Source organism: Gulosibacter sp. 10 (genome assembly GCF_900163695.1).
Taxonomy (GTDB): domain Bacteria; phylum Actinomycetota; class Actinomycetes; order Actinomycetales; family Microbacteriaceae; genus Gulosibacter.
This window is the reverse complement of record NZ_FUIC01000012.1, coordinates 47,193-71,696: the sequence shown is the minus strand read 5'-3', so window position 1 is coordinate 71,696 and position 24,504 is coordinate 47,193. Positions and strand designations below refer to the sequence as shown.

Below are 24,504 nucleotides of genomic sequence, written 5' to 3'. Positions count from 1 at the left end.
GCCACGGGAACACGACGGCCCCGGTGCTGCCGTAGGGTCGTCGGCATGGGCATCAGAACCGTGAAGGCCGCCGACTATGCGCCGATCGCCGAGCATCTCGACGAGTGGTGGGACGGACGCGCCATGCTGGACATGCTGCCGCGGCTGTTCTTCGAACATTTCGCGAGCACGAGCTTCGCATTCGAGGCCGACGGCGCCGTGGCGGGGTTCCTGATCGGGTTCATGTCGCCAACGCACCCCGAACAGGCCTACGTCCACTTCGTCGGCGTCCACCCCGACCACCGGGGCCGTCGGATCGCGAAACGGCTCTACGAGCGCTTCTTCGACGAAGCGCGCGCCCACGGCCGCAAGGTCGTTCGGTGCGTCACCTCCCCGGCGAACCGAGGATCCATCGCCTTCCATACGAACCTCGGGTTCGAGGTGCTTCCCGGAGATGCCGAGATCGACGGCATCGCCGTGTCGACCGACTACGACGGCCCCGGACAGGACAGGGTCGGGTTCAGCAGGAGCATCGCCTGAGCGCGCGGGCCCCGGGGTTCACCCCCGGACGCTCGATTCGACGTTCTCGGATCCCTGCTGTAGAGTTATCTCTTGTGCCGCGGGGTGGAGCAGTTCGGTAGCTCGCCGGGCTCATAACCCGGAGGTCGTAGGTTCAAATCCTGCCCCCGCAACGAGAACAGGCCCCGACCGGGCGAACCGGTCGGGGCCTGGCACATTTCCGCGCCGCTTCGACGAGGAGGCCCAATGGCCGGCACGACCCCAGCGATGTCCCCCTCCGATACGCCCGCGGCCGAGGTCCTCGACCGGGTCTCGGGGCCCCGTCGGGCGGAGGCCGACGAGCTCCTCGAACTGCACCGCTCCGTGAGCGGCGCCGAGCCCGTCGTCTGGGCGAACCGGATCATCGGCTTCGGCGAGTACGAGTACCGCTACGAGAGCGGGCACGGCGGACGGGCGCCCGAGCTCGCGTTCGCCACGGGTCGCGACAGGCACACCCTCTACCTCGTGAGCGGCTTCGCCGAGCGCTGGCCCGAGCTGCTCGAACGCCTTGGCAGGCACCGCAGCAGCAAAGTGTGCCTCTACCTCACCCGGCTGACCGGTACGGATCGCGAGGCGCTGCGGACGCTGCTGGAGCGCTCGCTGGCCGAGACGCGCTCCGGCGGGGCGTGCTGACGCCCCGCTCCTGTGGATAACGCCGACGCGACGCGCCCGCCTCGGCGCAGGATGATCCCGTGCGTTATCGATTGCCTGAGAACATCCCCGTGACGTGGTCGAGCTCGAACACGGTGCGCATCGGCGGCGCGCACCTCGCACGCGAGTTCCCGGACCACCCCGCCGTCCACTCGATGCTCCGCTCGCTGCAGTACGGCGCGACGCGCGAGGCGCTCGAGCAGATCGCCCGATCCTCCGGCCTCGAGGACGCGTCGGCCACGCGGATCGTCGACGCGTTCCTCGAGGTCTGCATCCCGGTCGTCCCGGCCGATTCCGCCCGCCGGTCCGTCCTCGTCCGCACCGTTCCGGCGGCGCTCGAACTCGCCCGGCTCGTGGCCAAGGAGTTCGCACGCCGCGGCCACCGGACGGCGGTGACCGGCTCCGACAACGCGGAGCATCTGGAGGACGCCGACCTCGCCGTCGAGATCGCCGACTTCGTCATCCCGCCCCGCCGCTATCTGCCCCTCGTCTCGGCCGACCTGCCGCATCTCGCGGTCGTCCGCGACGCCGACGGGCTGCAGGTCGGCCCGCTCGTGGTGCCCGGACGGACGCCCTGCCTCCGCTGTCAGGATCTGCGGCGGCTCACCGAGCAGGCCTCCTGGGCGGCGGTCGCCACCCAGCTCGCGACCGCCCGGGCGGCCCGCCTGCGGGAGGAGATCGCCTGGATCGGCGCGCTCCAGGCCGGGATCGCCGGCGAGCGCTTCCTCGCCGCCGCTGTCGACCGCCGGAGCGGCCTCCCGGGGACGACGGCGCTGTCCGCGAGCGCGCAGTTCATCGACGCGGCGACCGCGGAGATCCGTCCGCTGCCGCAGGACTTCCACGACGGATGCGGTTGCCGAGCTCCGCTAGATAGCGAGACGGCGCGCCGAGCGCCCGCGGATATGAGAGCTGCAGGTTGAGCCGAGCCCGGGTGATCGCCACGTAGAGCAGCCGGCGCTCCTCGTAGATGCTCTCGGCCGTCGCCGCCTGGGCGATGGGCATCCGCCCCTCCACGAGGCCCGTCACGTAGACCCGGTCCCATTCGAGGCCCTTCGCCCCGTGCATGGTCGAGATGGTCACGGCATCGATCTCGGGCTCGTGCTGATGCCGGCCGCGGTCGATGAGCTCGTTCGTGAACGCCTCGAGCGTCGTGCCGGGCGCCGCCTCGTCCGCGAGCCGGATGATCGCGTCCAGCGCCTCCCAGGCGTCCCGGGCGGGGCCGGCCTCGCGCGGCGGCCTGACGGTCCAGCCGCGGGCGCTGAGCACGTCGCTGACGACCTTGAACAGCGGCCCGGCGTCCTGCTGGGCCACGACCGCGGCGCGGAGCCCGGCGACGGCGGCCCGCACCTCCGGGCGGCTGAAGAACGGCTGCCCGCCCGCGACGCGGTAGGGCACCTCGAGGTTCTGCATCGCGCGCTCGAGGTCCGCGGCCTGCGCGTTGGTGCGGATGAGCACCGCGATGTCCGCCGGCCGCTCCCCCGCCGCCAGGCGCTCGCCGATGCTCCTCGCGATGCCCTCGGCCTCGGCGCGCTCGTCCGCGTACTCCACGAGCTCCGGGAGGCCGGCGCGCTCCGGAGCATCGACCGCGCGCTCGAGCTGCAGCGCGTGCGGGATCTGCGCCGCCAGCGAATTGGCCGCGGCGATGATCGGCGTCCTGGAGCGGTAGGAGCCCTGGACCCGCAGCGTTCTCGCGTCCGGGAACTCATGGGCGAAGTCGATGAGGTAGCGGTTGGTGGCGCCCGTGAACGAGTAGATCGTCTGCGCCGGGTCGCCGACCACGCACAGGTCGCGGCGCTGCCCGAGCCACAAGCGCAGCAGCTTGTACTGCAGCGGCGAGATGTCCTGGAACTCGTCGACGACGAAGAACCGGTACTGTTCCCGGATCTGCTGCGAGATCCACGGCTCCGACTCGATCATGCCCGCGGTCGCGAGCAGGATGTCCTCGAAGTCGAGCACGCGCCGGTCGTCCTTCACGCGTTCGTACCCCTCCACGACGGCCGCGGCCTGCTCGGGGCTCAGCCCCGCGGGCGGGGTGCGCTCCCCGCGCTCGAGGGCGAGCGCGTACCCGTCCAGCGTGAGCTCCGAGACCTTGCGCCACTCGACGTCCTCGGCGATGTCGCGCACCTCGGCCGGCCTCACCCGGATGCCCGCGCGTTCGGCGGCCTCCGCCACGAGCTTCGACTTCGAGGCGTTGATGCGCGGCATCTCGCCGCCGATCGCGTGCGGCCAGAAATAGCCCAGCTGCCGCAGCGCGGCGGAGTGGAACGTGCGGGCCTGCACCGCGTGCGCCCCGAGCGCGGCGAGCCGGCCGCGCAGCTCTCCCGCGGCGCGGTTCGTGAAGGTCAGCGCGAGGACGCGCTCGGGAGCGTAGACGCCCGTGCGCACCCCGTAGGCGATCCGGCGGGTGATCGTGTGGGTCTTGCCCGTCCCCGGCCCCGCGAGGATGCACACGGGCCCCACGACGGCGAGCGCGGCTTCGCGCTGCTGCGCATTGAGGTCGGCGAGCAGGCTGCCGCCGGTGCGGGACTCGGCGCTAGCGGATGGGTCCGCCATACCACTCCTCGATGATGGCCCGGGAGATCGAGACGGTGGGCGGCAGCTGGTCCTTGTGGGCGAGCACCTCCTCGCGCGTGAACCACCGCACCTCCGCGATCTCCACGTTGTCGGGCGCGACCGTCTCGGGATCCTGGTCGGGGGCGAGCTCCGCGAGGAAGCCGACCATGAGGCTGGCGGGGAACGGCCAGGGCTGCGAGCCGAGGTAGCGCGCGTTCGCGATGCGCACGTTGGCCTCCTCGGCCAGCTCGCGCGCGACGGCCTGCTCGAAGCTCTCGCCCGGCTCGACGAAGCCGGCGAAGGTCGAGTAGCGGCGCGGCGTCCAGTTGACGTTCGCGCCGAGCAGGATGCGGTCCTGCGCGTCGACGACGCCGACGATGATGGCCGGGTCCGTGCGCGGGAAGATCGGCTGGCCGCCGTCCTCGGGCCGCAGCACCCAGCCGCCGTGCTCGGCCGCGAGCCGCTCGCCCGTGGTCGGCGAGTGGCGGTGCGCGCGATGGAAGTTCCGGATGCCGAGGGCCTCGGCGTAGAGGCCCGCGTCGAGGTCGTCGAGCGACAGCGCGGATTCGTTGAGCATCGGCCAGCGATCGGCGTCCGGCTCCACCTGGCTCGCGTCGAAGTCGCCGAGCTCGACCGCGAAGATCGGCGTGCCGGCCGCGTCGACCCGGCCGTCCGGGTTCTCGCGATCGGCGATGAGCCTGCCGAGGTAGATCGGCTCGGCGATCTCCGGCAGCGTGTCGCCGAGCCGCAGGTCGAGCGCGAGTCCTTCCCCGCGCGGGGCGACGAGCGCGGTATCGCGTCGCTGCAGCAGCATCCGGCTGGTCGGATCCTCGAGGAGCGAGAAGGCGGATTCCCGTCCGAGGTCATCGCGATCGATGCGGGTGCGGGCGAGCGGCAGGCGTGCGGCGAAGTCATTCATATCCGGCCATCTTAGGTTCACGAGGTTGCGCGGGCACCGTCGTGGGGCTGCGCGGTGTGGCACGGGCGCGGATCCGGCGCGGCCTCGTAGTCTGACCCCCATGGGTGGGCACTTCCTGGAGCTAGCGAGCTATGCGACCGCGGCCGTCGACGAGCTGATCGTCACCGGTGCGACCGAGTGGACGTTCGACGAGGCCGGCGACTACGACTCCGCAGTGCTGCGCGCCGCGGACGACCGCGTGCTCATCGCCCGCCGGCCCGCCTCGGCCGAGGCCGTGCAGGAGCAGAACGCGATGTCCGCCGCCCTCGCGGCGCTCACCCCTGGGCTGCGTGCACGGCTGCCGTTCGCGGTGCCCGCCGAGCTCGGCGTGTACGTCGGCGACGGCGTGCAGCTCGCGGTCTACGAGTTCATCCCCGGCACCACCTGCGATCGGGTGCCCCTCGAGCACGATTCGATGCTCGTCGCGGATATCGGCCGCGCCATCGGCTCGATCCATGCGCTCCCGAAGCAGTACGTCGAGCAGTCCGGGCTTCCGGCGCTCTCGGCCGCGGACGCCCGGCAGGCCGTGGAGCTGCTCATGGCCAGGGCGCGCGAATCGGACCGATTGCCGGCCGCGCTCGACGACCGCTGGGGCGGTGCCGTCGACGACGCGGGTCTGTGGGAGTTCGTGCCCGGCGTGATCCACGGCTCCCTCGAGCGCAACGCGTTCCTCACGAACGGGGCCGGAGTCGTCGGGGTGCTGAACTGGAGCGACCTCTCCATCGGCGATCCGGCCCGCGACCTCGCCTGGCTGCAGACCGTCGACGCGGCCGTCGCGCGCGCCGTGTTCGACGAGTACACCGAGGCGCGCGGCGCATCGGTGGATCGCCAGCTGCGGCAGCGGGCGCTGCTCTACGCCGAGCTCGAGATCGCCCGCTGGCTCGTGCACGGCGTCGAGAGCGAGAACGAGGCGGTGATCGCGGATGCGGAGCAGCTGCTCGACGGCCTCGTGAACCGCGTGCGGGCGCTCGACGAGACCGAGCTGCGCCACGACACGCTGCCGGTGCTCGACATCGTCGCGGTGCAGGACCTGCTCGCGGATGCGGGCGCGAAGAACCGGCATCCGCAGGCGCGCCTGCTCGCCCCCGACGCCGAGGAGGACGCCCTGCTCGAGGAGGAGCTCGAGCCGGAGGCGGAGGAGTTCGACGAGGATCCGGAGCCCCGCGAGCGCTGAGTCGCGCTGAGCCGTCTCCGGAGACAGCACCGCGCAGCTCCTGATCAGCTCCGCGCGCCGTCACCTTGCCGCCGCCGTCAGCTCCCCGCCGCCTCGACCTCCTCCCTGGCCCGCTCGAGCTTCTCGATCAGCGCCTCGCGGCTCAGCATGCGCCGGACCGAGATCTCCCGGTCGCTCGACACGTAGTAGAGCGTCGCGCGGATGCGCTCGATGGGCACGTCGAAGGATTCGGCGTAGGCGTGCGCGTAGCACATGAGCTGCAGTTCCCGCCCCTCGCGCTCCGCCTCGGTGCTCGGCGCCCGGCCCGTCTTCCAGTCCACGATCTCGACCTCCCCGGACTCGTCGTCGACGTAGACCGCGTCGAGCTTGCCCACCACCGTGTGCGCGCCGAGCGGGCTGTTGATCCCGAGCTCCACCGCGGCGGGACGGCGGCCGTTGGCGGCGAAGCGGCTCGCGAGGAAGGTCGCCTTGAACCGTTCGAGAGCCTCGTGGTCCTGCGCCGTGGCCCGCTCGAGCCCCGGGTCCGCCCGGTCCTCGTCGTCGAGATCGGCGCCGTCGAGCATCGTCCCGCCCCCGCCCACCTCCGTGTAGAGCGATTCGACCCAGCTGTGGAACAGGTTGCCGATGAGGGTCGCCCGGAACGGCTCCTGCGGCATGGGCCGCCGCCGCTGCCGCGCGATCGCCACCGGGTCGGCGAGCAGGTCGTGCAGCAGCGAGGCGCCGAACCGCTCCGGCAGCGCCGCGGCCTCGCCCTGCCGGTCGGCCTCCCGCTCCGCGAAGAGCAGGTCGATGATCGGATCGTAGCTCGACACCTCGGGGGCGTCCTCCTCGTTGATCTCGAGGATGCGCCGCCCCGCCTCCCGCAGCCGCTCGAGCCGTGCCGGGGGCATCGGCGGACGCGGCCATTCGACGGGCTCCCCGCCGGAGTTCGGGTTCTCCGGCAGCGCGGCGTCGATCGCCTTCCGGTCCTCGGCGTCGAGAGCGGCGCGCAGCACCACGGGCTCGCCCTCGATGCGGGCGAACTGCTCGCGGCCCTCGGGGCTGTCCAGCGTCAGCTCCCCCGCCATCTCGTAGAGGAACTCCGAGGGATAGAGCGGCTTCGTGTTCAGACCACGCCAGCGCGATCCGGTGAGGAGCAGGTGCGTGCGCGCCCGCGTCACCGCCACGTAGGCGAGGCGCCGGGCCTCCGCCACGAGATGCGCCCGCTTCTGCTCGACGAAGGAGGGCCGCTCGCCCACCAGCGGCAGCGTGCGCACGCCGTCCGGCTTGAACTCCGCCTTGATGTCGTCGAGCGTCTCGGCGTGCCTCCAGTCGAACTGCGGCAGGTCGTCGCCGTCCGCGCGCAGCTCGTAGGGCAGCGCATCGCTCTCGAGCCAGACCTTGGCACCGCTCGTCGAGGGCAGGATGGAGTCGCTCAGCTGCGGCACCGCGACGTGGTGCCATTCGAGCCCCTTCGCGGAGTGCATCGTCGTGAGCTGCACCACCCCCCGTCTGGCGGCGGCCTCGGTGATCTCGGCGAGCGAGTCGTCGCCCTCGGCGAGCGCCACCCAGTCGAGGAACTCGTGGACGTCCGCGGAGGGGTTCGAGCGCGTATAGGCCACGACGGCGTCGAGATAGGCCTCGAGGTTCGCGCGGCCCACCGCGCGGCCCGGATTCGCGATGGCCTCGATGTCGAGCCGCGATTCGCGGATGGCGAAGTCGACGAGATCCGGCAGCGGCAGGGTGAGTCGGATGCGGATCTCGTGCAGCAGCCGCGCGGCCTCCCGCAGCCGCGCCTCGCCGGCCTCGGAGACGCCGAGCTCGCGGAAGCGTCCGGGCCGGGCCCCGCGGAAGGCGTCGAGGGCCTCGGCGAGGCTCTCGCCCCGGTCCTCGGTCTTCGCGTCGTTGCGCTCGAGGCGCTTGCGCTCGCCCTGCAGCCGCTCCCCGTCGAGATCGCGCCCGCCGGAGGCCCTCGCCAGGCGCGAGAGCGCCGTGATGTCGGCGAGCCCCACCTCGAACCGCGCGCCCGCGAGCAGGCGGATGAGCTCGCTCCCCGCCTGCGGCTCGGCGGCGGAGCGGAGCAGCGCGTTGAGGTCGACGATCTCGGGCGTCGAGAACAGGCCCCCGAGGCCGAGCACCTGATGCGGCACCCCTTCCTCCGCGAGCGCCTCGGCGATCGGCGCCATGTGGCTGCGGTTGCGCACCAGCACGGCGGCCGTCCGGTCGGCCCCGCCCTCGGCATCGACGAGCAGGGCGCGGAACCAGACGGCGATGCGCTTCGCCTCGTCGCGGTCCGTCAGCAGATAGGCCGATTCGAGGACGCCCTCCCCCGCCTCCTCGCGCGCGTCGAGCGTCTTCGTGCCCCGGCCCTCCGGCAGCGGGGCCGCGACGACGTTCGCCGCCTCGAGAATGCGGCGGTCGTTGCGCCAGGAGATCGAGAGCTGGAAGTCGCGGCCCGCGGCGAGCCCGTCGAAGTCCTCGTGGAAGCGGCTCATGTTGGCGGCGCTCGCGCCGCGCCAGCCGTAGATGGACTGCTTCGGGTCGCCCACCGCCATGACGCTGTGCCCCTTGAAGAGCCCCGCGAGGAGCCGGATCTGGCCCACCGAGGTGTCCTGGTACTCGTCGAGGATCACGACGCGCGACTGCTCGCGCAGCTCGGCGCCGATCGACGGGTCGAGCGCGATGATCTCCGAGGCGGTCGCCACCTGGTCGCTGAACTCCACGACCCCCGTCTCGCGTTTGCGCCGCTCGTACTGCTCGGCCACCTCGGCGTAGAGCCGCAGCATGGGCAGCCGCGCGAGCGGCTGCCTCGTGTCCGCGTTGGGTCTGCCCGGCAGATCGGCGATGCGCCCGATCACGGCGTCGGCGTACTCGTGCACCTGCTCGACGCCCAGCCACATCTCGCGCATCTCGCGCGCGACGCGCAGGCAGGTGGTCGTCAGGTGCGAGAGCGACACCTTCTCGCGGGCGCTCAGCAGGTCGTGGGAGTGGTCGAGGAGCACCTCCCGCATGAGCGAGAAGGCCCCAGGCTCGTCGATGAGCGTCGCGTCCGGGTCCCGGCCCACGAGCAGCGCGTACTGGGCGTAGATCGTGTTGGCGTACGAGTTGTAGGTGGATACCTGCGGCACGTCGAACTCGTCGACCTCGATGAGCCCCGCCCGCCGGAGGCCGTCGAGGCCGCGTTCGATGCGCTCGCGCAGCTCGCCGGCGGCCTTCCGCGTGAAGGTGAGCCCGAGTATCTGCTGCGGCGCGACGCCGCGGTTGGCGATGAGCCACATGATGCGCAGCATCATCGTGTGGGTCTTGCCGCTGCCCGCGCCGGCCACCACGAGCGCCGGGTCGAGGGGCGCCTCGATGATCTCCTGCTGCTCGGTCGTCGGGAGGTGCAGGCGCTCGGCCCCGGGGTCGAGCGCCCGGGCGATCTGCTCGTGCGTGACGGCGGTCATTCGGTTACCTCCGCGATGGAATGGATGTGGCAGGAGTTGCCCGCGTTGGAGCAGTGGGCGGCGTGGTCGGCGAGGAAGCGCGGCGGCGCGTCGAGCGACGAGGCGCGCCGCCGCGCGAAGCCGGCCTGGCCGAGTGCGGCATCGACGAATTCCTCGCGCACGCCCGCGAGCTCCGCGTCGCTCTGGCGATGCTGCTCGTAGAGCGACCACGGCACCTTGTTCGCCCCCCGGCCGCTGCTCTTGCGCGGGAAGAGCAGCGCCGCGGATTCGAGCTCGATCGTCCGCGCCTCCCCCTCGATCGCGCCCTCGCGATGCGCGAGCTGATAGGCGAGGAGCTGCCGGTTCTGCGCGATCGAGTCCTTGCTCGGCGCGACGGTGCCGGTCTTGATGTCGATGATCCGGAGGCCCGTCCCGGTCTGCTCGAGCCGGTCGATGCGGCCCGCGACGGTCACGGCCGCGCGCGCGCCCGCGTCGAGCTCCTCCTCGATGACGAACTCGAAGCTCGTCTCGTTGCCCACGGCGCGGACCCCGTCCCTGCGGAGGTAGCTCCACAGCGATTCCGCGGCCGAGCGGGCGATGCGCACCTGGATGTCGCGGATCCAGTCCGCGTCGAACGTCATCTCGCGCAGCAGGCGCTCCGCGAAGTCCATCATCTGCCCGCGGTCCTCGAACTCGGCCTCGCGCTCGGCCGCGAGGTGCAGGATGTTGCCGAGCGTCATGGCGTCGCTCGGGGCGCTGCCCGAGTACTGGTCGACGAACCACGCGACTCCGCAGTCCAGGAACCGGTCGATGCCCGAGGGGTACAGGCGGAGCGGAAGCTCGCCGTCCTCCGGCTGCACGAGGGGCGCCTCGGTGGAGCGGCCGCGCGTGCCGAACCACGAGTCCGGCCGCGCCCCGGGCACGTCTGCGCGCGCGAGCCGCGCCAGCGCCGCGAGCGCCTCGGGCCGGCAGCGCTCCCCCGCGGCCTCCCTGCGGAGCGCGGCCACGAGCGCCTCGATGCCGAGATCGTCGTAGCCGAGGCTCGCGACGTCGCCGAAGGCGAACGCCGCGGCCAGGGTCGGCAGGCCCAGCCGGTGCAGGTACCGGGAGGGCTGCGCGTCCTCGTCGGCGACGGCGGTGACGAGCAGGCGCTCGGAGGCCTTGGAGCAGGAGGAGAGCAGCATGCGCGTCTCGTCGGCGAGCACCTCGGCGCGGCGGTCGAGGATGCTCGCCGCCGCCCCGCCCCGCGCGTGGTCGAGCGCCTCGCCCAGCCGGCCGGCGCCCAGCAGCGTGTCCCGCACCCGCAGGTTCGGCCAGACGCCCTCGTTGACGCCCGCGACCACCACGATGCGCCACTGATGCCCCACGGCCCCCGCCGGGGTGGTGAGGGCGACGGCCTCCGCCCCCGCGCCCGAGGCGAGGGTGTCGTCGACGACCGAGTCGCGGTGCCAGTCGGCGAGGAAGCTCTCGAGCGAGGCGTGCGGCTCCCGCTCGACGAAGCGCTTCGCCCGGTCGAACAGCACCACGAGCGCGTCGAGTCGCCGGTTCATCGTGAGGGCGGCGGCCTCGTGGCCGAGCGCGATCCGCTGCCAGCGCTCGGCGCGGCGCTCGTCGCGCCACGCCTCGTAGAGCACGGTGTCGATCGGGTCGCCCGCGCGCAGCCGGCCCGTCATGCGGGTCAGCACCTCGAGCACCTGTCGGAGGCCGCGGCCGCCCGCCGCCTCGGCGGACTCGAGGAGCGCGTCCCCCGCCGGATCCGCCTCGCCCCGCAGACGGGCGTTGACGGCGTCGGCCAGCACATCGGCCCCGGCCCGGCCCGCGCCCTCGAGGTCCCGGAGGTACGCCCGGCGGCGGAGCCGCCGCAGCTCGAGGGGGTCCACCTGGAACAGCGGGGAGCGGAGCACCGATTGCAGCACGATCGGCGTGATGCCCCCCGCGACCGCCGATTCGCCGAGCGCGATGATCGCCCGCACCGCGGCGTCCTCCGCGGCCGGCACCGGCGTGGACGTCGTGGTCGGGATGCCGGCGCGGTCGAAGCCGCGCGCGAGGCCCGGCAGGCGCGCGCCGCTGCGGGCGATCACGGCCATCTCGCCCCACGGAATCCCTTCGAGCAGATGCAGCCGCCGCAGGTAGCCCGTGATGAGGGAGGTCTCCTCGACCTCGCTCGAGGCGATGGCCTGCGCGGCCACGGGCGGATGCTCGGCCCGCCCCGCGGCGGCCCGCGGCCCCGGCGCGCCCTCCGGCGACGCCGTGCCGGGGCCGGGGGCGTCCGCCGCGGCGGCCGGGGCACGTCGCTGCGTGCCCGCGAGCCCGGTCGCGAGCCCCTCGCCGATGCGCTGCACGACGCCGCGCAGCGTCGGCCCGTGGCGGTGCACGCGGTCGAGCACGAGACGCTCGGGCGCCGGCTCCCCCGGGTCGCGCCAGTTCGCGGCGAGCTCGGCGCGGCCGCCGTGGAAGGAGCCGGTGGCGATGTCCGGATCGCCGAAGGCGACGACCTGCGCACCGCGGCGCTCGAAGGCGCGCACCAGGCGGCGCGCGGGCTCGGTGAGCTCCTGGGCGTCGTCGATCACGAGCAGCCGCACCCGGTCGAAGACCCGCCTCCCGCCGACGCCGTCCCGCTCGAGCAGCAGCCGGGCCGCCTCCGAGAGCGCCTGGGCCGAGTCGTAGCTGCCCTCGTAGGCGCGGTCGAGCACGTCGAAGTACTCCTGCGCGATCCGGGCCGCGCCCCGCCACAGCGCGCGGTGCCGGGTGCCGGCGCCGGGCTCGGCCTCGGGGTCGACCGCGAGCTCGGCGAGCCGCTCGGGCGTCACCGCCTCCTCCGCCATCGCCCCGATGAGCGCCCGCAGCTCGTCGCGGAACCCGCGCAGCTGCAGGGTCTCGGCGCCGAACCACGAGGGCCATTCGTCCTGCGGGCGGCGGGCGGCGCCCGGCGCCGTCTCGTCGAGCCGACCCGCGATGAGGTCCGCGATGATGTCGTCCTGCTGCGAGCCCGTGAGCAGCCGCGGCGGCTGCTCGCCGCGCCGCGCGAGGTCCTCCGCGATGATCTCGATCGCGATCGACGCGGCCGTGCGGCCCAGGGTGCCACCAGCCGCCGCCACTCGGATGCGCTGCTCGATACGGTCCCGCAGATCCGCCGCGAGGCGGCGGTTGGCGGCGATCGCCACGACCTGATCCGGCTTGACGCCCTGCTCGATGCGGCGGGCGACGAGCTCGACGAGCGTCTCGGTGCGCCCGGAGCCCGGCGCGCCGAGCACGGCGAAGGACGACTCCCCGCCGCGCTCGACCGCCTCGCGCTGCGAGGGATCGAGGTCGATCGCGGCGTGGTCCCGTGCATCGGCTGCCTGCTGTTCGCTCATGGCCCCAAAGGTATCCGGAGCCCCCGACATGCTTCACCGCCGGGGGTCGTTATCCTGGTGTCTGTCCCAGACCCCAGCGAAAGGCGCACCTGTGGAAATCCGTATCGGCATCGAGCACTCCGCTCGGGAGATCACCTTCGAGAGCAACCAGTCGGCCGCCGAGATCGAAACGCTCCTCACCGACGCGTTCAAGTCCGGCGTGGCGCGGTTCGTCGACGACCGCGAGCGCGTGTTCCTCGTGAACGCGGAGAAGATCACCTTCCTCGAGATCGGCGAGGAGACGCAGCGGCGCATCGGGTTCGTGGCCTGACCATGGAGATCCTGTTCGCCGGCATCTTCGGCCTCGCCATCGGCGTGGCGGCGCAGCTCGTCGCCCGCCCCCGGCACACGGTGGGCTTCGCGCTCATCCCCGGGACGGCGGCCGCCGTCGCCCTCGCCTACTGGGCCGGGGCGACCTGGCTGCTCACGATCCCGAGCTTCTCGTGGCTCGCCTACGACCGCGGGGCGATCTGGGCGCTGCTCGTGGCGATCGTGGCGATCGTGGCCTTCGCGATGGCGATCGCGCTGCCGCGCTCCCGCGCCGCGAGCGACGGCGACCTGCTCGACCGGCTGAGCCACGCCGGGCCCTCGGCGTTCTGACGCGCCCTCGAGCGACGACGAGCCGGCACCCTCGGGTGCCGGCTCGTCCCGTTCCGGCGGCGCGGCGGCCGCCCGGCGCTCAGGCCGCCAGCTCGAGCGCGTTCATCCGGCGCGAGTGCTGCGCGAACAGCTCGGCGACGTAGGGCTCCACGATCTCGTCCGCGCCCTCGCGGACCTCGTCGGCGTGCCGCCCCGGCTCGACGCCCACGATGCGTCGCGCCCAGACCGCCTGGTCTCCCGCGATCCGGCGGCCCCACATCGCGAGCCGGTCGTCGAGCCGGTTGTCGATCTCGAAGAGCGCCTTGAGCGCGTCCCGGAGCAGATCGTGCCCCTCCTGCCAGCCGAGCAGCGGTTCGACCGCGGCCGCGGCGTCCTCGCCGTGCCCCGCGGCGAGATGGCGGAGCGCGTCCTCGACGATGGCGGCGTTGAGGTGCACCGAGAGCAGCTGCTCGTGGTGCGTCCTCCCGCCGGTGCGCCCCCGGAGGTCGGCGATGAGCGAGTCGAGCTCGCGCTCCGGTCCCTCCTGGACCGCCTGCCGCGCCGTCTCCGCGTACCGGCCGAACCGCTCGGCGGCGGCGCCGATCGTGCCCGCGACGGGCGAGGAGGCGTACTTCTCGCGCAGCACGACGACTTCGGCGTGCAGGCTCACGAGCACGCGCGCCGCGAAGCGACGCAGTCGTTCGGCCGAGGGGACGAGAGCGGCGTAGAGCTCTGCGGGGCTGGTCTCTGCATTGCTGGTCACAGTGGCCATCCTACTGAGTGCCCCGTGCCCGTCGGCAGAGTGCGCGACGGGCGCCGTTCCGGCGGGATCGGGGACGCGCCCGGCGAGGTCGCGATACCCTTGCATACGGTGCCGCAGAAGGCACGGTGCGCCCCGGGCAGACGGGCGCCGATCCACTCCCGTATTGTTAGGGCGATTTTTTGGTTAGTTTCGCAGAACTCGGCATCGATTCCGACATCGTCGAGGTGCTCGCAGACAAGGGCATCGAGCAGGCCTTCCCCATCCAGGCCGAGACGATCCCGCTGGCGCTCCGGGGCCAGGACATCATCGGCCAGGCCAAGACCGGAACCGGCAAGACCCTCGGCTTCGGTCTGCCGCTGCTCCAGCGGCTCGGCGCGGACCCCGAGCCCGGCGTGCGCGCGCTCGTCGTGACCCCGACCCGCGAGCTCGCCGCGCAGGTGCACGAGGACCTCAAGCTCGCCGCCTCGCGCCGCGGCACCACCGTCGTGCCCATCTACGGCGGCAAGGCCTACGACGAGCAGATCGAGCAGATCAAGCAGGGCGCGCAGGTCATCGTCGGCACGCCGGGGCGGCTGCTCGACCTCATGAACCAGCGGGTGCTCTCGCTGAAGAACGTCTCGGAGATCGTGCTCGACGAGGCCGACCGGATGCTCGACCTCGGCTTCCTCCCCGACATCGAGCGCATCTTCGCGGCCGTGCCCGAGGTGCGCCACACGATGCTCTTCTCGGCGACCATGCCCGGCCCCATCCTCACGCTGGCCCGCCGGTTCATGTCCTCGCCGGTGCACATCCGCGTGAGCGACCCGGACGAGGGCGTGCTGCAGGCGAACATCAAGCATCACGTCTACCGCGCGCACCCGCTCGACAAGGACGAGATCATCGCGCGCATCCTGCAGGCCCGCGGCCGCGGCAAGACCGTGGTCTTCATGCGGACCAAGCGCGCCGCCGCCAAGCTTCTCGAGGAGCTGCGCGACCGCGGCTTCTCGGCCGCCGCCGTGCACGGCGACATGGATCAGGGCCAGCGCGAGCGCTCGATGTCGCAGTTCCGCGAGGGCAAGCGCGACGTGCTCATCGCCACCGACGTCGCCGCGCGCGGCATCGACGTGGACGACGTCACCCACGTGATCAACCACACGATCCCGGAGGACGAGAAGACCTACCTGCACCGCGTGGGCCGCACGGGCCGAGCGGGAAACACCGGCATCGCCGTGACCCTCATGGACTGGAACGACCAGCACCGCTGGGCGCTCATCGCGAAGGCGCTCGAGCTGCCCGCCGGCGAGCCGGTCGAGACCTACTCCTCCTCGCCGCACCTCTTCGAGGAGCTCGACATCCCCGAGGGCACCAAGGGCCGGCTCCCCGGCGCCACCACCCGCGGGAAGGACGCCCCGCCCAAGGAAGCCGGCCAGGGGTCCTCGCGCAGCCGCTCCCGCTCCCGCCGCGGCGGCTCGGGCCGCTCCGGCGGCCAGGGCGAATCCGGCGGCCAGGAGCACTCCGGCTCGCGGCAGGATGCGCCGGAGCAGCGGTCCGACGAGGCGCGGCCGGCGGCGGAGGGGACTCCCCGCAAGCGCCGCCGCCGTCGGCGCCGCGGGGCGGGTTCGGGTTCGGGCGGGGACGCCGGAACCGCGTCGGCCGAGTAGCCCCGCGTCAGGCCGTGACGCGCCGGGCGGCGCTGCCCGCCCGGCGCGCGTCACGGCGGGCCCCACCGCTACTGCCTCGCGGTGCGTCCCCGGGATGGTGGACGAGCGGAAATGCGCGTCTTCCCTGCAGTCGTCCACTGGACGAGCAGATTCATGATGACGCCGGCCGGTCCACTGGGAACCCCGTCACTCGTTTCTCTCGCGGTTTCGCATACGTTCGCGCTTTCGAAGTGGACAGGCCGAGCGAAACCAGCCCTTCGGCAACGGCGACGGCAGCCTGGACTCCGTCTACAACGGGGACTCCGCAGCGTGCGACCACCCGATCTTTCAGCTCGGCCATCCCTCCGCAGCCGAGTATGATCACTTCGGCGCGGTCCTGCAGCACCGCCCGCTCCGCTTCCGCGACGATCGCCTCGACCGCTCGCTCCGGATCGGATTCGAGTTCCAGCACCCCGAGCCCCGAGGACCGCACTGACACGCACCTGCGGTCGAGACCCGCAAGCAGCAGGCGATCCTCGATCAGCGGTACCGTCCGGTCCAACGTCGTCACCACGGAGTACGTCCGCCCGAGATATGCCGCGGTCGATGCCGCGGCCTCGGTGATGTCGATGACGGGAACGTCGAAGAGCTCTTGGAGCCCCTCCCGCCCGTGCTCGCCATAACCCGCCTGGATGATCGCATCGAATTCGCCCTCATACCGCGCCACTGCATCCATGACCGCGATTGCGGCGAGGTAGCTCTCGAAATTGCCCTCGCACGATTCCGCTCCGAAGCGCGGGGTGATGCCGATGATTTCAGTCGCGCTCGATGCGACTTCCTTCGCCGCGGCGGCGATGGCCTCGGTCATGCTCTCCGTCGTATTGACGTTCACTACCAAGATACGCATGGTTGATTCCTCGATTCAGTGCGTAGGGGTTGCGGCGATTTCTTCGCCGTCGACGCTTACGAATGGACCTCGACGGTCGGCGACGAGCGCATAGGTCAAGGCGCCCAGCGCAGCGGCGATAAACCATGAGAACGAGCTGACCACCTGGAACAGCGGCACGAAGGTGATGGTCAGCGCCAACGCACCGGATATCACCAGCGCGGCCACGGCACGGGGGTTGAACCCGTTCCGGTAGTAGTAATCGCCCGAAGGCGCATCGACGTAGAGGTCCAGCACGTTGATGCGCTGCTTCTTGATGAGCCAGTAGTCGATCATGATGATGCCGAATAGCGGGCCGAGCAGGGCACCCAGGCCGTTCAGGAAGATGCCCACCACGACCGGCGAGTCGTACATGTTCCAAGGGAGGATGAGCACACCGATCACGGCGGAGATGATTGCGGATTTCCGGAAATTCAGATGCCTCGGGAAGAGGTTCGTCAGCGCGTACGTCGGGGCGACGAAATTCGCCATCAGATTCACCGCGATCGTCAGGACGATCAACGCGAAGGAGGCCAGCACGAGAAGCAGCGTGTTGGGGATCGCCGCGACCACATCGGCCGGCGAGGTGATCGCCTCTCCGTTGATCGTGAAGGATCCGCCGGCCAGCACGATGACGATGAACCCGAAGAAAAGCATATTGATGGGGATTCCCCAGAAGTTGCCGAGCACGATCGATCTACGAGACTTCGCGCCGCGTGTGAAGTCGCAGAAGTTGAGTACGAACGTGCCGTAGATCGCCACCCAGGCCGATGCGGCGCCGAGCATCTTGATCCACATCTCGCCTCCCGTCACGGCGTCGCCGTTCGACCACGCGATCTTGAATTCCGCCTGGAACAGCACCCAGGCCGCGAGCGCTACGAAGGTGAACAGGATGACCGGGCCTGCGAAGGCCTCATACTTCCGGATCATCTCCATGCCGTAGCTGACGATCACCGTCTGCAGAAGCCAGAGGGCCATGAAGCTCACCCAGCCCAATGCCGAAAGTCCGAGGAATGCGCCTTCCTGCCATGATTCGAGAGCGGGGAGGACGGCGATGAGCACGACCTGGAGCACTTGCGAGGCCAGATAGGTCTGAATGCCGAACCATGCGATCGCCACCACTCCTCGCAGGAGCGCGGGGATCTGAGCCCCGAAGACGCCGAACGAGATGCGGCTCATCACCGGAAATGGCACTCCCGTCTTCTCTCCCATGTATCCGGAGAGCGTGAGGAGGATGAACAGGAACAGCGCCCCGAAGGCGAGTGCTCCGAGGATGGCTCCCCCGCTCATCCCGAGCGAGAAGAGGCCGATGGCCCACACGTAGTTGCCGAGGCTGTGGGCGTCATTCGCCCACAGCGTGAAGATGCTGTACGCGCTCCAGGTGCGCCCCGTTCGGGTCGTGGGAGCGAGGTCTCGGTTGTACAGGCGCGGGCTGATGCCCGCGTTGACGGCGAACACCCCGGAGGGGGCCGGATCGTGCAGTCCCTGCGAGGCTCGGCTCGGCACGTGGACATAGTCCTGTTCCGACATGAAGCTCCTTTGCTTGCTGATGACGTCGTTGTCCGCACCGGCACCGAGCCGTCGATCGACCTTGATTCCGCATCATGGAATCGTGATTCCGGTAACTGAAACGAACTAGATCACAAGCACCGAAGCGTGTCAAGCCCTCGATGATCCATAGATTCCGCATAGCGGAATTCAGCTTCTCCCTTGCGGAATCTTCTTGCCCTGCCTAGCATGCTGAACCAGCGGTGCGAACGCACTGCGTCAAAACTCGAATAACTAGAGCTCAACGATGAGGCTAGGAGAATCATGAAGGCACCGTCGCCGGAGACGAGTAGCATCACCGTCAAGCCCAAACGCCAGCCCTTCTACAAATCGCTGTTCTTCCACTTGGCCGTGGCAGTCGTACTCGGAATATCCCTGGGACATTTCCTTCCGGAAATCGGCGCAGAGCTCAAGCCATTAGGCGACGGCTTCATACGACTCATCAAGATGATCATCGCCCCGCTGATCTTCCTGGTCATCGTCACCGGCATCGCAGCAGTGGGAGATGTGAAATCGGTCGGGCGCGTAGGGGTGAAAGCACTCGTCTATTTCACCGCCGCAACCACGTTCGCCCTCGTATTCGGCCTGATCGTCGCGAATCTCGTCCAGCCGGGTCGAGGGATGGACGTGGACCCGAACACCCTCGATACCTCGGCACTCGAGGAGGCCACGGGAGAGCCGCAGTCCACGTCCGAATTCCTCTTGGGAGTGATACCCGAGAGCGCAGTAGGGGCGTTCGCAGACAACATCCTGCTCCAAGTGCTCTTCTTCGCAGTGTTCTTCGGGGCCGCCGTGATCGTGATCGGCCCGAAACGGTGCGCACCTGTGCTGAGCCTCTTCGAACTGATCCTGGAAATCGTCTTCAAGATCATGGCCTGGATCATGCGAGTGGCGCCCATCGGCGCATTCGGCGCAATGGGCTTCATCATCGGCCAGTACGGCATCGAGACCCTGGGCACCTTCGGGCTGCTGATCCTCGCCTGCTACGGGGCCGGCATCGTGTTCATCGGGCTGCTGTTCCTCGTCGCGTGGTTCTTCGCAGGAGTGAATCTCTGGAGCTTCATCAAGTACATCAAGGATGAGCTCCTGATCGCCCTGGGCACGGCCTCCACCGAGGCCGTCATGCCCCGAATCATGACCAAGCTGACCAACGCGGGATGCTCGCGCGCCACCACCGGTCTGGTCATTCCCACCGGGTATTCGTTCAATCTCGACGGCGCCGCCATCTATCTGTCGATCGCGCTGCTCTTCCTCTCCCAGGCGTTCGGAGTAGAGCTCGGCCTCGGCCAGCAGCTCGCGGCCCTCGGCGTCCTGCTGCTCACTTCGAAGGGGATGGCCGGAGTTCCCGGGTCGAGCTTCCTCGCGCTCTCGGCGACGGCCGCCGCCCTCGGCATCTTCCCCGTGGCAGGCGTGGCCCTGCTGCTCGGTGCGGACAGGATCATGGACTCCATGCGGGTATGCGTCAATCTGCTCGGCAACTGCGTCGCCACCTTCGTCGTCGCGAAATGGGAGAAGCAGTTCAATCCGAAGGCTATGAAAATCGCCTTCGCGGGCGGCGTCACCAATGAGGACTCCGCGATCATGCTCGGCGTAGAGGACCAATACGCGAAGGTGAACGAGAAGCGTCGGGCGGAGGGCAAGCCTCCGCTGCCCAAGTTCGCGGGCGGCCCTGACGAGCATCATTTCCCGGAAATCCGCATGGTGGGTGAAGAGACCCGAGGCATCCGCACGGTCGACGCCGAAGATCCCTCTGGGCAGGACCGTGCACCGCGCAGGAAAGAAGCGCGTCCTTCCGACGAGGACCGATAAGCCCCGCCGGTGCAGCGGCGGAATGCCACTGCCGCGTCGGCAGAGCACAGGCGCTACGCGGGCCTTCCTCCTCGATGGCCCGCGTAGCCGCTCCGTCGACCGGCTTGCTGCACGTGCGGGGCGGGCCCCCGTCCCGGGTCAGCGCTGCTGCTGCCCCGAGTCATCCGCGACTGCGAGCTCGGGCCGGGACCCGGTGCCCAGCTCGAGGATCCGCCGCAGCTGCTCGGGGGCCGTCGTGTGCTCGCCGAGCCGGTTGGGCTTGCCCGTGCCGTGGTAGTCGCTCGAGCCGGTGACGAGCAGATCGAGCTTCCGCGCGTACTCGTGGAGCAGCCCGCGGCTGACCTCGTCGTTCTCGCGGTGATCGATCTCGAGCCCCTGCAGCCCGGCGTCCACCAGCCGCCGCATCCATCCCGGCCGCAGCGCGGCCTTGCCCCGGCTCGCGGGGTGCGCGAGCACGGCCACGCCGCCCGCGGCGCGGATGAGGCCGATCGCCTCGACGGGGCTCGGCGCCCGGTGCGGCTGGTAGTAGCCGCCGCGCCAGTGCAGGATCCCCTCGAAGGCCTCCGTGCGATCGCCGACGATCCCGCGCCGGACGAGCGCGTCCGCGATGTGCGGCCGGCCGATCGTGGCGTCCGGCTCCGATTCGTCGAGCACGTCCTGCCAGGTCAGCGGGTAGTCCGCGCCGATGCGCTCGACCATGCGCTCCGCGCGGGTGAGCCGGCTCTCCCGCACCTCGGTCATCGAGGCCAGCAGGTCGGCGTCCGCCGGGTCCACGAGATAGCCCAGCACGTGCACCGAGGCCCGATCGATCTGGGTCGAGAACTCGACTCCCGGGATGAAGGAGATGCCCGCCTCCCGGGCGGCCGCGGCGGCCTCGGCCCATCCCGCGCAGGAGTCGTGGTCCGTGAGGGCGACGGTGCCGAGCCCGGCCGCCGCGGCGGCGCGGATGACCGCGCCAGGCGGCTCCGTGCCGTCGGACACGCTCGAATGCGTGTGCAGATCGATCGGCAGCGACTCGTCAAACCCTCGGATGGCCATTGCTCAATCCTAGGCGCGAGCCGTTCCCGGACTTCCCACCGCGGCGGGCTACAGTGGTGCGGTCATGCCAGCACGCAAACGCATCTCCCCAGCCTGGGCCGTCTTCGGCGTCATCTTCGGCCTCGCCGTCCTCGCCGTCGGCGCGGCGCTCGTCTGGCCCCAGCTGTTCGGCCTGCAGCGCAGCCTGCTCGTCAGCCAGGCCATCTCCTTCCGCCTGGTGATGCTGCTCGGCATCGCCGGGGCGCTCGTGATCGCGCTCATCCTCGTGCTCGTCTCGAGGCCGACGCGCGCGCTCTTCGGCACCACGGCCATCGTACTCGCCGTGCTCCTGGCCGCCGGCGGGTTCAACTACCTCCAGCGCGGCATCTCGATGTCGCAGGAGGCCACCGGCGCCGATGAGGCCATCCGGGTCCTCGCCTGGAACACCCTCGGCAACGAGCCCGGCTCCCCCACCATCGCCCAGCTCGTGCTCGACTACGACGCCGACGTGGTGATGCTGCCCGAGACCACGGGCGACATGGGCTACGAGATCGCGGGCATCCTCGCCGAGCAGGGCCGCCCCATGGCGGTGTTCGCGAACACCGGCGCCCCGGGCTACCGGGCCGCCGAGACCACGCTGCTCGTCTCCGCGGACCTCGGCGAGTACCAGGTGCACACCGAGTACGGCGACACCTCGGCGCTCGCGACCGTGGTCGCCGAGCCGGTCGACGGCTCGGGCCCCCGGCTCGTCGCCGCGCACCCGATCGCGCCCGTGCCGGAGCAGATGGACAACTGGCGCAGCGACCTGGAGTGGCTCTCGACGATGTGCGACGGCAACACGATCATCGCCGGCGACTTCAACGCGACGCTCGACCACCTGGCGGGGCTCGAGAACGACGAGGTCGAGGGCGCCGTCTTCGGCGACTGCTCGGACTCGGCGCAGGACGCGGGCGCGGCCTCGGCGGGCACCTGGACGAGCGGCAAGCACCCGCTGCTCGTCCCCGCGATCGACCACGTGATGTCCACGCCCCAGTGGCAGACCACGGGCTACGAGCTCATCCGCCGCGAGGACCGCTCGGGGTCGGATCACCGACCGATCTTCGCCGAGCTCTCCCCCGCGGGCTGACCTCCGCCGGGGCGCCGCCGGCCGCTGCCCGCGTCCTGGCGCTCGCCGGGGTTCGTGGGACAATGACCGGATGAGTGACAGCAACCGTTCGACGACCCCCGCATCCGACACCTTCCGCGACTTCATCACCTCGGGGTGGGCGATGCCGCAGCGGCCCGAGCCGGTGGTGCGCGACGTCGCGCCCTACGCGGCAGCGCGTCGCGCGGCGCTCTCGGCGATGCACCCGGGCGAGCGGATCGTCATCGCCGCGGGCGCCCCGAAGGTGCGCTCGAACGACACCGACTACCCCTACCGCGCCGACACCGCGTTCGCCTACCTCACCGGCTGGGGCTCGGACACCGTGCCCGGCGCCGTGCTCGTGTTCGAGCCGGTGGCGGACGGCCACGAGGCCACGCTGTACTTCCGCGAGGGCGCGGGCCGCGACACCGACGAGTTCTACGCGAACTCGGCGATCGGCGAGTTCTGGACGGGCCCGCGCCCCTCGCTCGCCGAGGTGGGCGCCTCCCTCGACATCGCGACGGCCCGCATCGAGGAGTTCGAGCGCCGGCGCGGCGACCTCGAGCTCGAGCACCCGCGGCTCGGCCAGGAGCTGAGCGAGCTGCGCCTGGTCAAGGACGACTGGGAGATCGCCGAGCTGCGCCGCGCGGTGGCGGCCACCGAGCTCGGCTTCGACGACATCATCCGCGAGCTCGACCGCGCCGCCGAGCACCCCCGCGGCGAGCGCATCGTCGAGGGCGCCTTCCACGCCCGCGCGCGGCTCGAGGGCAACGACGTCGGCTACGGCACGATCGCGGCCTCCGGCGCCCACGCCTGCATCCTGCACTGGACCGACAACGACGGCGCCGTGGCGCCCGGAGACCTCATCCTCGTCGACGCCGGCGTGGAGGTGGACTCGTACTACACCGCCGACATCACGCGCACCCTGCCCGTGAACGGCGCCTTCACCGACGTGCAGCGCCGCGTCTACGAGGCAGTCCGCAAGGCCGCCGACGAGGCCTTCGCGATCGTCCGGCCGGGCATCACCTTCCGCGACGTGCACGACACCGCGCTGCGGTCGATCGCCGTCACCCTGGACGAGTGGGGCGTGCTGCCGATGCCGCTCGAGCAGGCCCTCGAGCCGCAGAACCAGCCGCACCGCCGCTACATGGTGCACGGCACGAGCCACCACCTCGGCATCGACGTGCACGACTGCGCGCAGGCCCGCCGCGAGATGTACCTCGACGGCGAGGTCCGCTCCGGGATGGTCTTCACGATCGAGCCGGGACTCTATTTCCAGCCCGACGACCTCACCGTGCCGGAGGAGCTGCGCGGCATCGGCGTGCGCATCGAGGACGACATCCTCGTCACCGGGCAGGGCGCGGAGAACCTCTCGATCGGCATCCCCCGCACCGCCGACGAGGTCGAGGACTGGATGCGCCGCGTCCGCGCGACGCGCTAGCGGTCTCCCCGGCGCTCGCGATCGCCCCAGAAGGACTCGATGGTGATCGCGATCGCCGCGAACAGCACGCCGCCGATGGGCCAGACCATCCAGCTGCGGTCCCACGCCTCGCCGATGAACCCCCAGACCAGGAAGACGAGCAGCGCGAGCAGCCAGTAGGGCCCGGCGATGCGGGAGATGAGCTGGTTCGCACGGCTGCGCTCGGGATGGCAGTCGCCCTCCGAGGTGAGGCGGTCGAGCGATCCCCGGCGGATGCTGCCGACGATGATCACGCCCGTGCCGATGCCCACGACCGCGGGCATGCACGCGAGCAGCCAGCCGCCCGGCTCGGGGCCGCCCTCCTGCTGCAGCACTCCGCCGATCGCGGCGAGGCCCATGCCGAGGATGATCACCACCACGCCCGTCGCGATCGACGCCGTGAACCGGCCCTGCTCGGCGACGCGGAGCGCGCGGTAGTGCTCCGCGGTCGCGGGGTCGAGCCGCAGCGCCCTGTCCTCGTAGCGCCGGAACTGGCCGATCGACATGCCGCCGACGATGAACAGCGCGACCGCGCCGGCGACGAGCATGAACAAGAGGATGAGCGCGATCGCGGGCGGCTCCTCGCCCTCGTGCCCGATCGCCTCCGTGGCCGCGATCATGGCGGAGATGCCGAGCAGGATGACGAACACCCCCAGCGCGATGAGCCGGGAGCCGCTGCGGCGGGACCGGAGGAACCGCTCGGCGTCCTCGCGCGAGAGCTCGATCCCCTCGGCCTCCTCGCCCCGGTCGTCGATCGCCGAGCGGATGCCGAGCTCGTCCGCGACCTCGTCGAGATCGCCGAACTGCGTGATCACGCGGCCTACCGCCTCGTGCTCGCTCACGCCCTCCCCTCGGAGCTCGTGATAGCGGTCCTCGCAGATCTGCTGCAGCTCCAGCCGGGCCTGCCGGACCTCCTCGGTCTCCGGAAGGCTGCGGAACATGTGGTCGATATAGCTTCTGATGGCGTCCATGAGCGCTCTCCCTGGGTGT

General features: G+C 71.1%; 18 protein-coding genes and 1 tRNA gene. 10 read left to right on the top strand and 9 right to left on the bottom strand.

Going from position 1 to position 24,504, the window contains the following annotated elements; genetic code table 11:
• Positions 1–45 precede the first annotated feature (45 nt).
• The 3 genes from FM112_RS04865 to FM112_RS04855 all read left to right on the top strand — a co-directional run bounded on the left by FM112_RS04865 (position 46) and on the right by FM112_RS04855 (position 1,170).
• Positions 46–519: a GNAT family N-acetyltransferase gene (locus FM112_RS04865; protein ID WP_087004336.1), complete on the top strand. Its 474-nt coding sequence runs from the start codon at positions 46–48 to the stop codon at positions 517–519.
• Between the two features lie 78 nt (positions 520–597).
• A tRNA-Met gene (locus tag FM112_RS04860) sits at positions 598–671 on the top strand.
• A 73-nt stretch (positions 672–744) separates the two neighbouring features.
• On the top strand, positions 745–1,170 hold the full coding sequence (locus FM112_RS04855; RefSeq protein WP_087004333.1) for a DUF1801 domain-containing protein: 426 nt from the start codon (positions 745–747) through the stop codon (positions 1,168–1,170).
• Positions 1,171–1,980: 810 nt separating this feature from the next.
• On the opposite strand, the gene FM112_RS04850 is transcribed toward FM112_RS04855, so the two are convergent.
• A complete protein-coding gene (locus FM112_RS04850) occupies positions 1,981–3,741 on the bottom strand; it encodes an ATP-dependent helicase (RefSeq protein WP_087004330.1) in 1,761 nt (586 codons plus the stop codon).
• Positions 3,722–4,660: an NAD(+) diphosphatase gene (nudC, locus tag FM112_RS04845; RefSeq protein WP_087004327.1), complete on the bottom strand. Its 939-nt coding sequence runs from the start codon at positions 4,658–4,660 to the stop codon at positions 3,722–3,724. The genes FM112_RS04850 and nudC overlap by 20 nt, the downstream gene beginning before the upstream one ends.
• A 100-nt stretch (positions 4,661–4,760) precedes the next feature.
• On the opposite strand from nudC, the gene FM112_RS04840 reads away from it, so the two are divergent.
• The gene (locus FM112_RS04840) at positions 4,761–5,873 is read left to right on the top strand and encodes a phosphotransferase (protein WP_176386672.1); all 1,113 of its coding nucleotides are present in this window, start codon (positions 4,761–4,763) and stop codon (positions 5,871–5,873) included.
• Positions 5,874–5,950: 77 nt separating this feature from the next.
• Here the strand turns inward: FM112_RS04840 and FM112_RS04835 are convergent, their stop codons facing one another.
• Together FM112_RS04835 and FM112_RS04830 are read right to left on the bottom strand one after the other, a co-directional pair.
• A complete protein-coding gene (locus FM112_RS04835; RefSeq protein WP_087004324.1) occupies positions 5,951–9,298 on the bottom strand; it encodes an ATP-dependent DNA helicase in 3,348 nt (1,115 codons plus the stop codon).
• A complete protein-coding gene (locus FM112_RS04830) occupies positions 9,295–12,633 on the bottom strand; it encodes a UvrD-helicase domain-containing protein (RefSeq protein ID WP_176386671.1) in 3,339 nt (1,112 codons plus the stop codon). The genes FM112_RS04835 and FM112_RS04830 overlap by 4 nt, the downstream gene beginning before the upstream one ends.
• A gap of 91 nt (positions 12,634–12,724) precedes the next feature.
• On the opposite strand from FM112_RS04830, the gene FM112_RS04825 reads away from it, so the two are divergent.
• Positions 12,725–12,943 carry a DUF3107 domain-containing protein gene (locus tag FM112_RS04825; protein WP_087004318.1) on the top strand — a complete coding sequence of 73 codons (219 nt, stop codon included), beginning with the start codon at positions 12,725–12,727 and terminating at the stop codon, positions 12,941–12,943.
• A 2-nt stretch (positions 12,944–12,945) separates the two neighbouring features.
• Positions 12,946–13,272, top strand: coding sequence for a hypothetical protein (locus tag FM112_RS04820; RefSeq protein ID WP_087004315.1), 327 nt, complete (start codon positions 12,946–12,948; stop codon positions 13,270–13,272).
• Between the two features lie 79 nt (positions 13,273–13,351).
• On the opposite strand, the gene FM112_RS04815 is transcribed toward FM112_RS04820, so the two are convergent.
• The gene (locus FM112_RS04815; protein ID WP_176386670.1) at positions 13,352–14,014 is read right to left on the bottom strand and encodes a ferritin-like fold-containing protein; all 663 of its coding nucleotides are present in this window, start codon (positions 14,012–14,014) and stop codon (positions 13,352–13,354) included.
• Between the two features lie 179 nt (positions 14,015–14,193).
• Between FM112_RS04815 and FM112_RS04810 the strand changes: the two genes are divergently transcribed.
• A complete protein-coding gene (locus tag FM112_RS04810; protein ID WP_087004309.1) occupies positions 14,194–15,654 on the top strand; it encodes a DEAD/DEAH box helicase in 1,461 nt (486 codons plus the stop codon).
• A gap of 151 nt (positions 15,655–15,805) precedes the next feature.
• On the opposite strand, the gene FM112_RS04805 is transcribed toward FM112_RS04810, so the two are convergent.
• On the bottom strand, positions 15,806–16,540 hold the full coding sequence (locus FM112_RS04805) for an aspartate/glutamate racemase family protein (protein WP_087004306.1): 735 nt from the start codon (positions 16,538–16,540) through the stop codon (positions 15,806–15,808).
• A 15-nt stretch (positions 16,541–16,555) separates the two neighbouring features.
• Positions 16,556–18,088, bottom strand: a complete 1,533-nt coding sequence (locus FM112_RS04800) for an NCS1 family nucleobase:cation symporter-1 (protein ID WP_087004302.1) — start codon at positions 18,086–18,088, stop codon at positions 16,556–16,558.
• A 282-nt stretch (positions 18,089–18,370) separates the two neighbouring features.
• On the opposite strand from FM112_RS04800, the gene FM112_RS04795 reads away from it, so the two are divergent.
• Complete coding sequence (locus FM112_RS04795) at positions 18,371–19,915, top strand: cation:dicarboxylate symporter family transporter (RefSeq protein ID WP_087004299.1); 1,545 nt, start codon at positions 18,371–18,373, stop codon at positions 19,913–19,915.
• Between the two features lie 138 nt (positions 19,916–20,053).
• Here FM112_RS04795 and FM112_RS04790 read toward each other — a convergent pair whose 3' ends face one another.
• Complete coding sequence (locus tag FM112_RS04790) at positions 20,054–20,953, bottom strand: PHP domain-containing protein (protein WP_087004296.1); 900 nt, start codon at positions 20,951–20,953, stop codon at positions 20,054–20,056.
• Between the two features lie 64 nt (positions 20,954–21,017).
• Here FM112_RS04790 and FM112_RS04785 point away from each other — a divergent pair, with 64 nt between their 5' ends.
• Both FM112_RS04785 and FM112_RS04780 read left to right on the top strand, forming a co-directional pair.
• On the top strand, positions 21,018–22,058 hold the full coding sequence (locus FM112_RS04785) for an endonuclease/exonuclease/phosphatase family protein (RefSeq protein ID WP_087004293.1): 1,041 nt from the start codon (positions 21,018–21,020) through the stop codon (positions 22,056–22,058).
• A gap of 70 nt (positions 22,059–22,128) precedes the next feature.
• Positions 22,129–23,496 (top strand): aminopeptidase P family protein, encoded by a 1,368-nt coding sequence (locus tag FM112_RS04780; protein ID WP_087004290.1) that lies wholly within the window; start codon positions 22,129–22,131, stop codon positions 23,494–23,496.
• On the opposite strand, the gene FM112_RS04775 is transcribed toward FM112_RS04780, so the two are convergent.
• Positions 23,493–24,485 carry a permease prefix domain 1-containing protein gene (locus FM112_RS04775; RefSeq protein WP_087004287.1) on the bottom strand — a complete coding sequence of 331 codons (993 nt, stop codon included), beginning with the start codon at positions 24,483–24,485 and terminating at the stop codon, positions 23,493–23,495. The genes FM112_RS04780 and FM112_RS04775 overlap by 4 nt on opposite strands.
• Between the last annotated feature and the right edge of the window lie 19 nt (positions 24,486–24,504).

What these genes read in the sequence shown, in the direction of transcription:
- FM112_RS04780 (WP_087004290.1), top strand. Translation starts at nt 22,129, where the DNA reads ATGAGTGACAGCAACCGTTCGACGACCCCCGCATCCGACACCTTCCGC.
- FM112_RS04820 (WP_087004315.1), top strand. Translation starts at nt 12,946, where the DNA reads ATGGAGATCCTGTTCGCCGGCATCTTCGGCCTCGCCATCGGCGTGGCG.
- FM112_RS04795 (WP_087004299.1), top strand. Translation starts at nt 18,371, where the DNA reads ATGAAGGCACCGTCGCCGGAGACGAGTAGCATCACCGTCAAGCCCAAA.
- FM112_RS04840 (WP_176386672.1), top strand. Translation starts at nt 4,761, where the DNA reads ATGGGTGGGCACTTCCTGGAGCTAGCGAGCTATGCGACCGCGGCCGTC.
- FM112_RS04855 (WP_087004333.1), top strand. Translation starts at nt 745, where the DNA reads ATGGCCGGCACGACCCCAGCGATGTCCCCCTCCGATACGCCCGCGGCC.
- FM112_RS04790 (WP_087004296.1), bottom strand. Translation starts at nt 20,953, where the DNA reads ATGGCCATCCGAGGGTTTGACGAGTCGCTGCCGATCGATCTGCACACG.
- nudC (WP_087004327.1), bottom strand. Translation starts at nt 4,660, where the DNA reads ATGAATGACTTCGCCGCACGCCTGCCGCTCGCCCGCACCCGCATCGAT.
- FM112_RS04800 (WP_087004302.1), bottom strand. Translation starts at nt 18,088, where the DNA reads ATGTCGGAACAGGACTATGTCCACGTGCCGAGCCGAGCCTCGCAGGGA.
- FM112_RS04785 (WP_087004293.1), top strand. Translation starts at nt 21,018, where the DNA reads ATGCCAGCACGCAAACGCATCTCCCCAGCCTGGGCCGTCTTCGGCGTC.
- FM112_RS04830 (WP_176386671.1), bottom strand. Translation starts at nt 12,633, where the DNA reads ATGAGCGAACAGCAGGCAGCCGATGCACGGGACCACGCCGCGATCGAC.
- FM112_RS04775 (WP_087004287.1), bottom strand. Translation starts at nt 24,485, where the DNA reads ATGGACGCCATCAGAAGCTATATCGACCACATGTTCCGCAGCCTTCCG.
- FM112_RS04865 (WP_087004336.1), top strand. Translation starts at nt 46, where the DNA reads ATGGGCATCAGAACCGTGAAGGCCGCCGACTATGCGCCGATCGCCGAG.
- FM112_RS04805 (WP_087004306.1), bottom strand. Translation starts at nt 16,540, where the DNA reads ATGCGTATCTTGGTAGTGAACGTCAATACGACGGAGAGCATGACCGAG.
- FM112_RS04835 (WP_087004324.1), bottom strand. Translation starts at nt 9,298, where the DNA reads ATGACCGCCGTCACGCACGAGCAGATCGCCCGGGCGCTCGACCCCGGG.
- FM112_RS04850 (WP_087004330.1), bottom strand. Translation starts at nt 3,741, where the DNA reads ATGGCGGACCCATCCGCTAGCGCCGAGTCCCGCACCGGCGGCAGCCTG.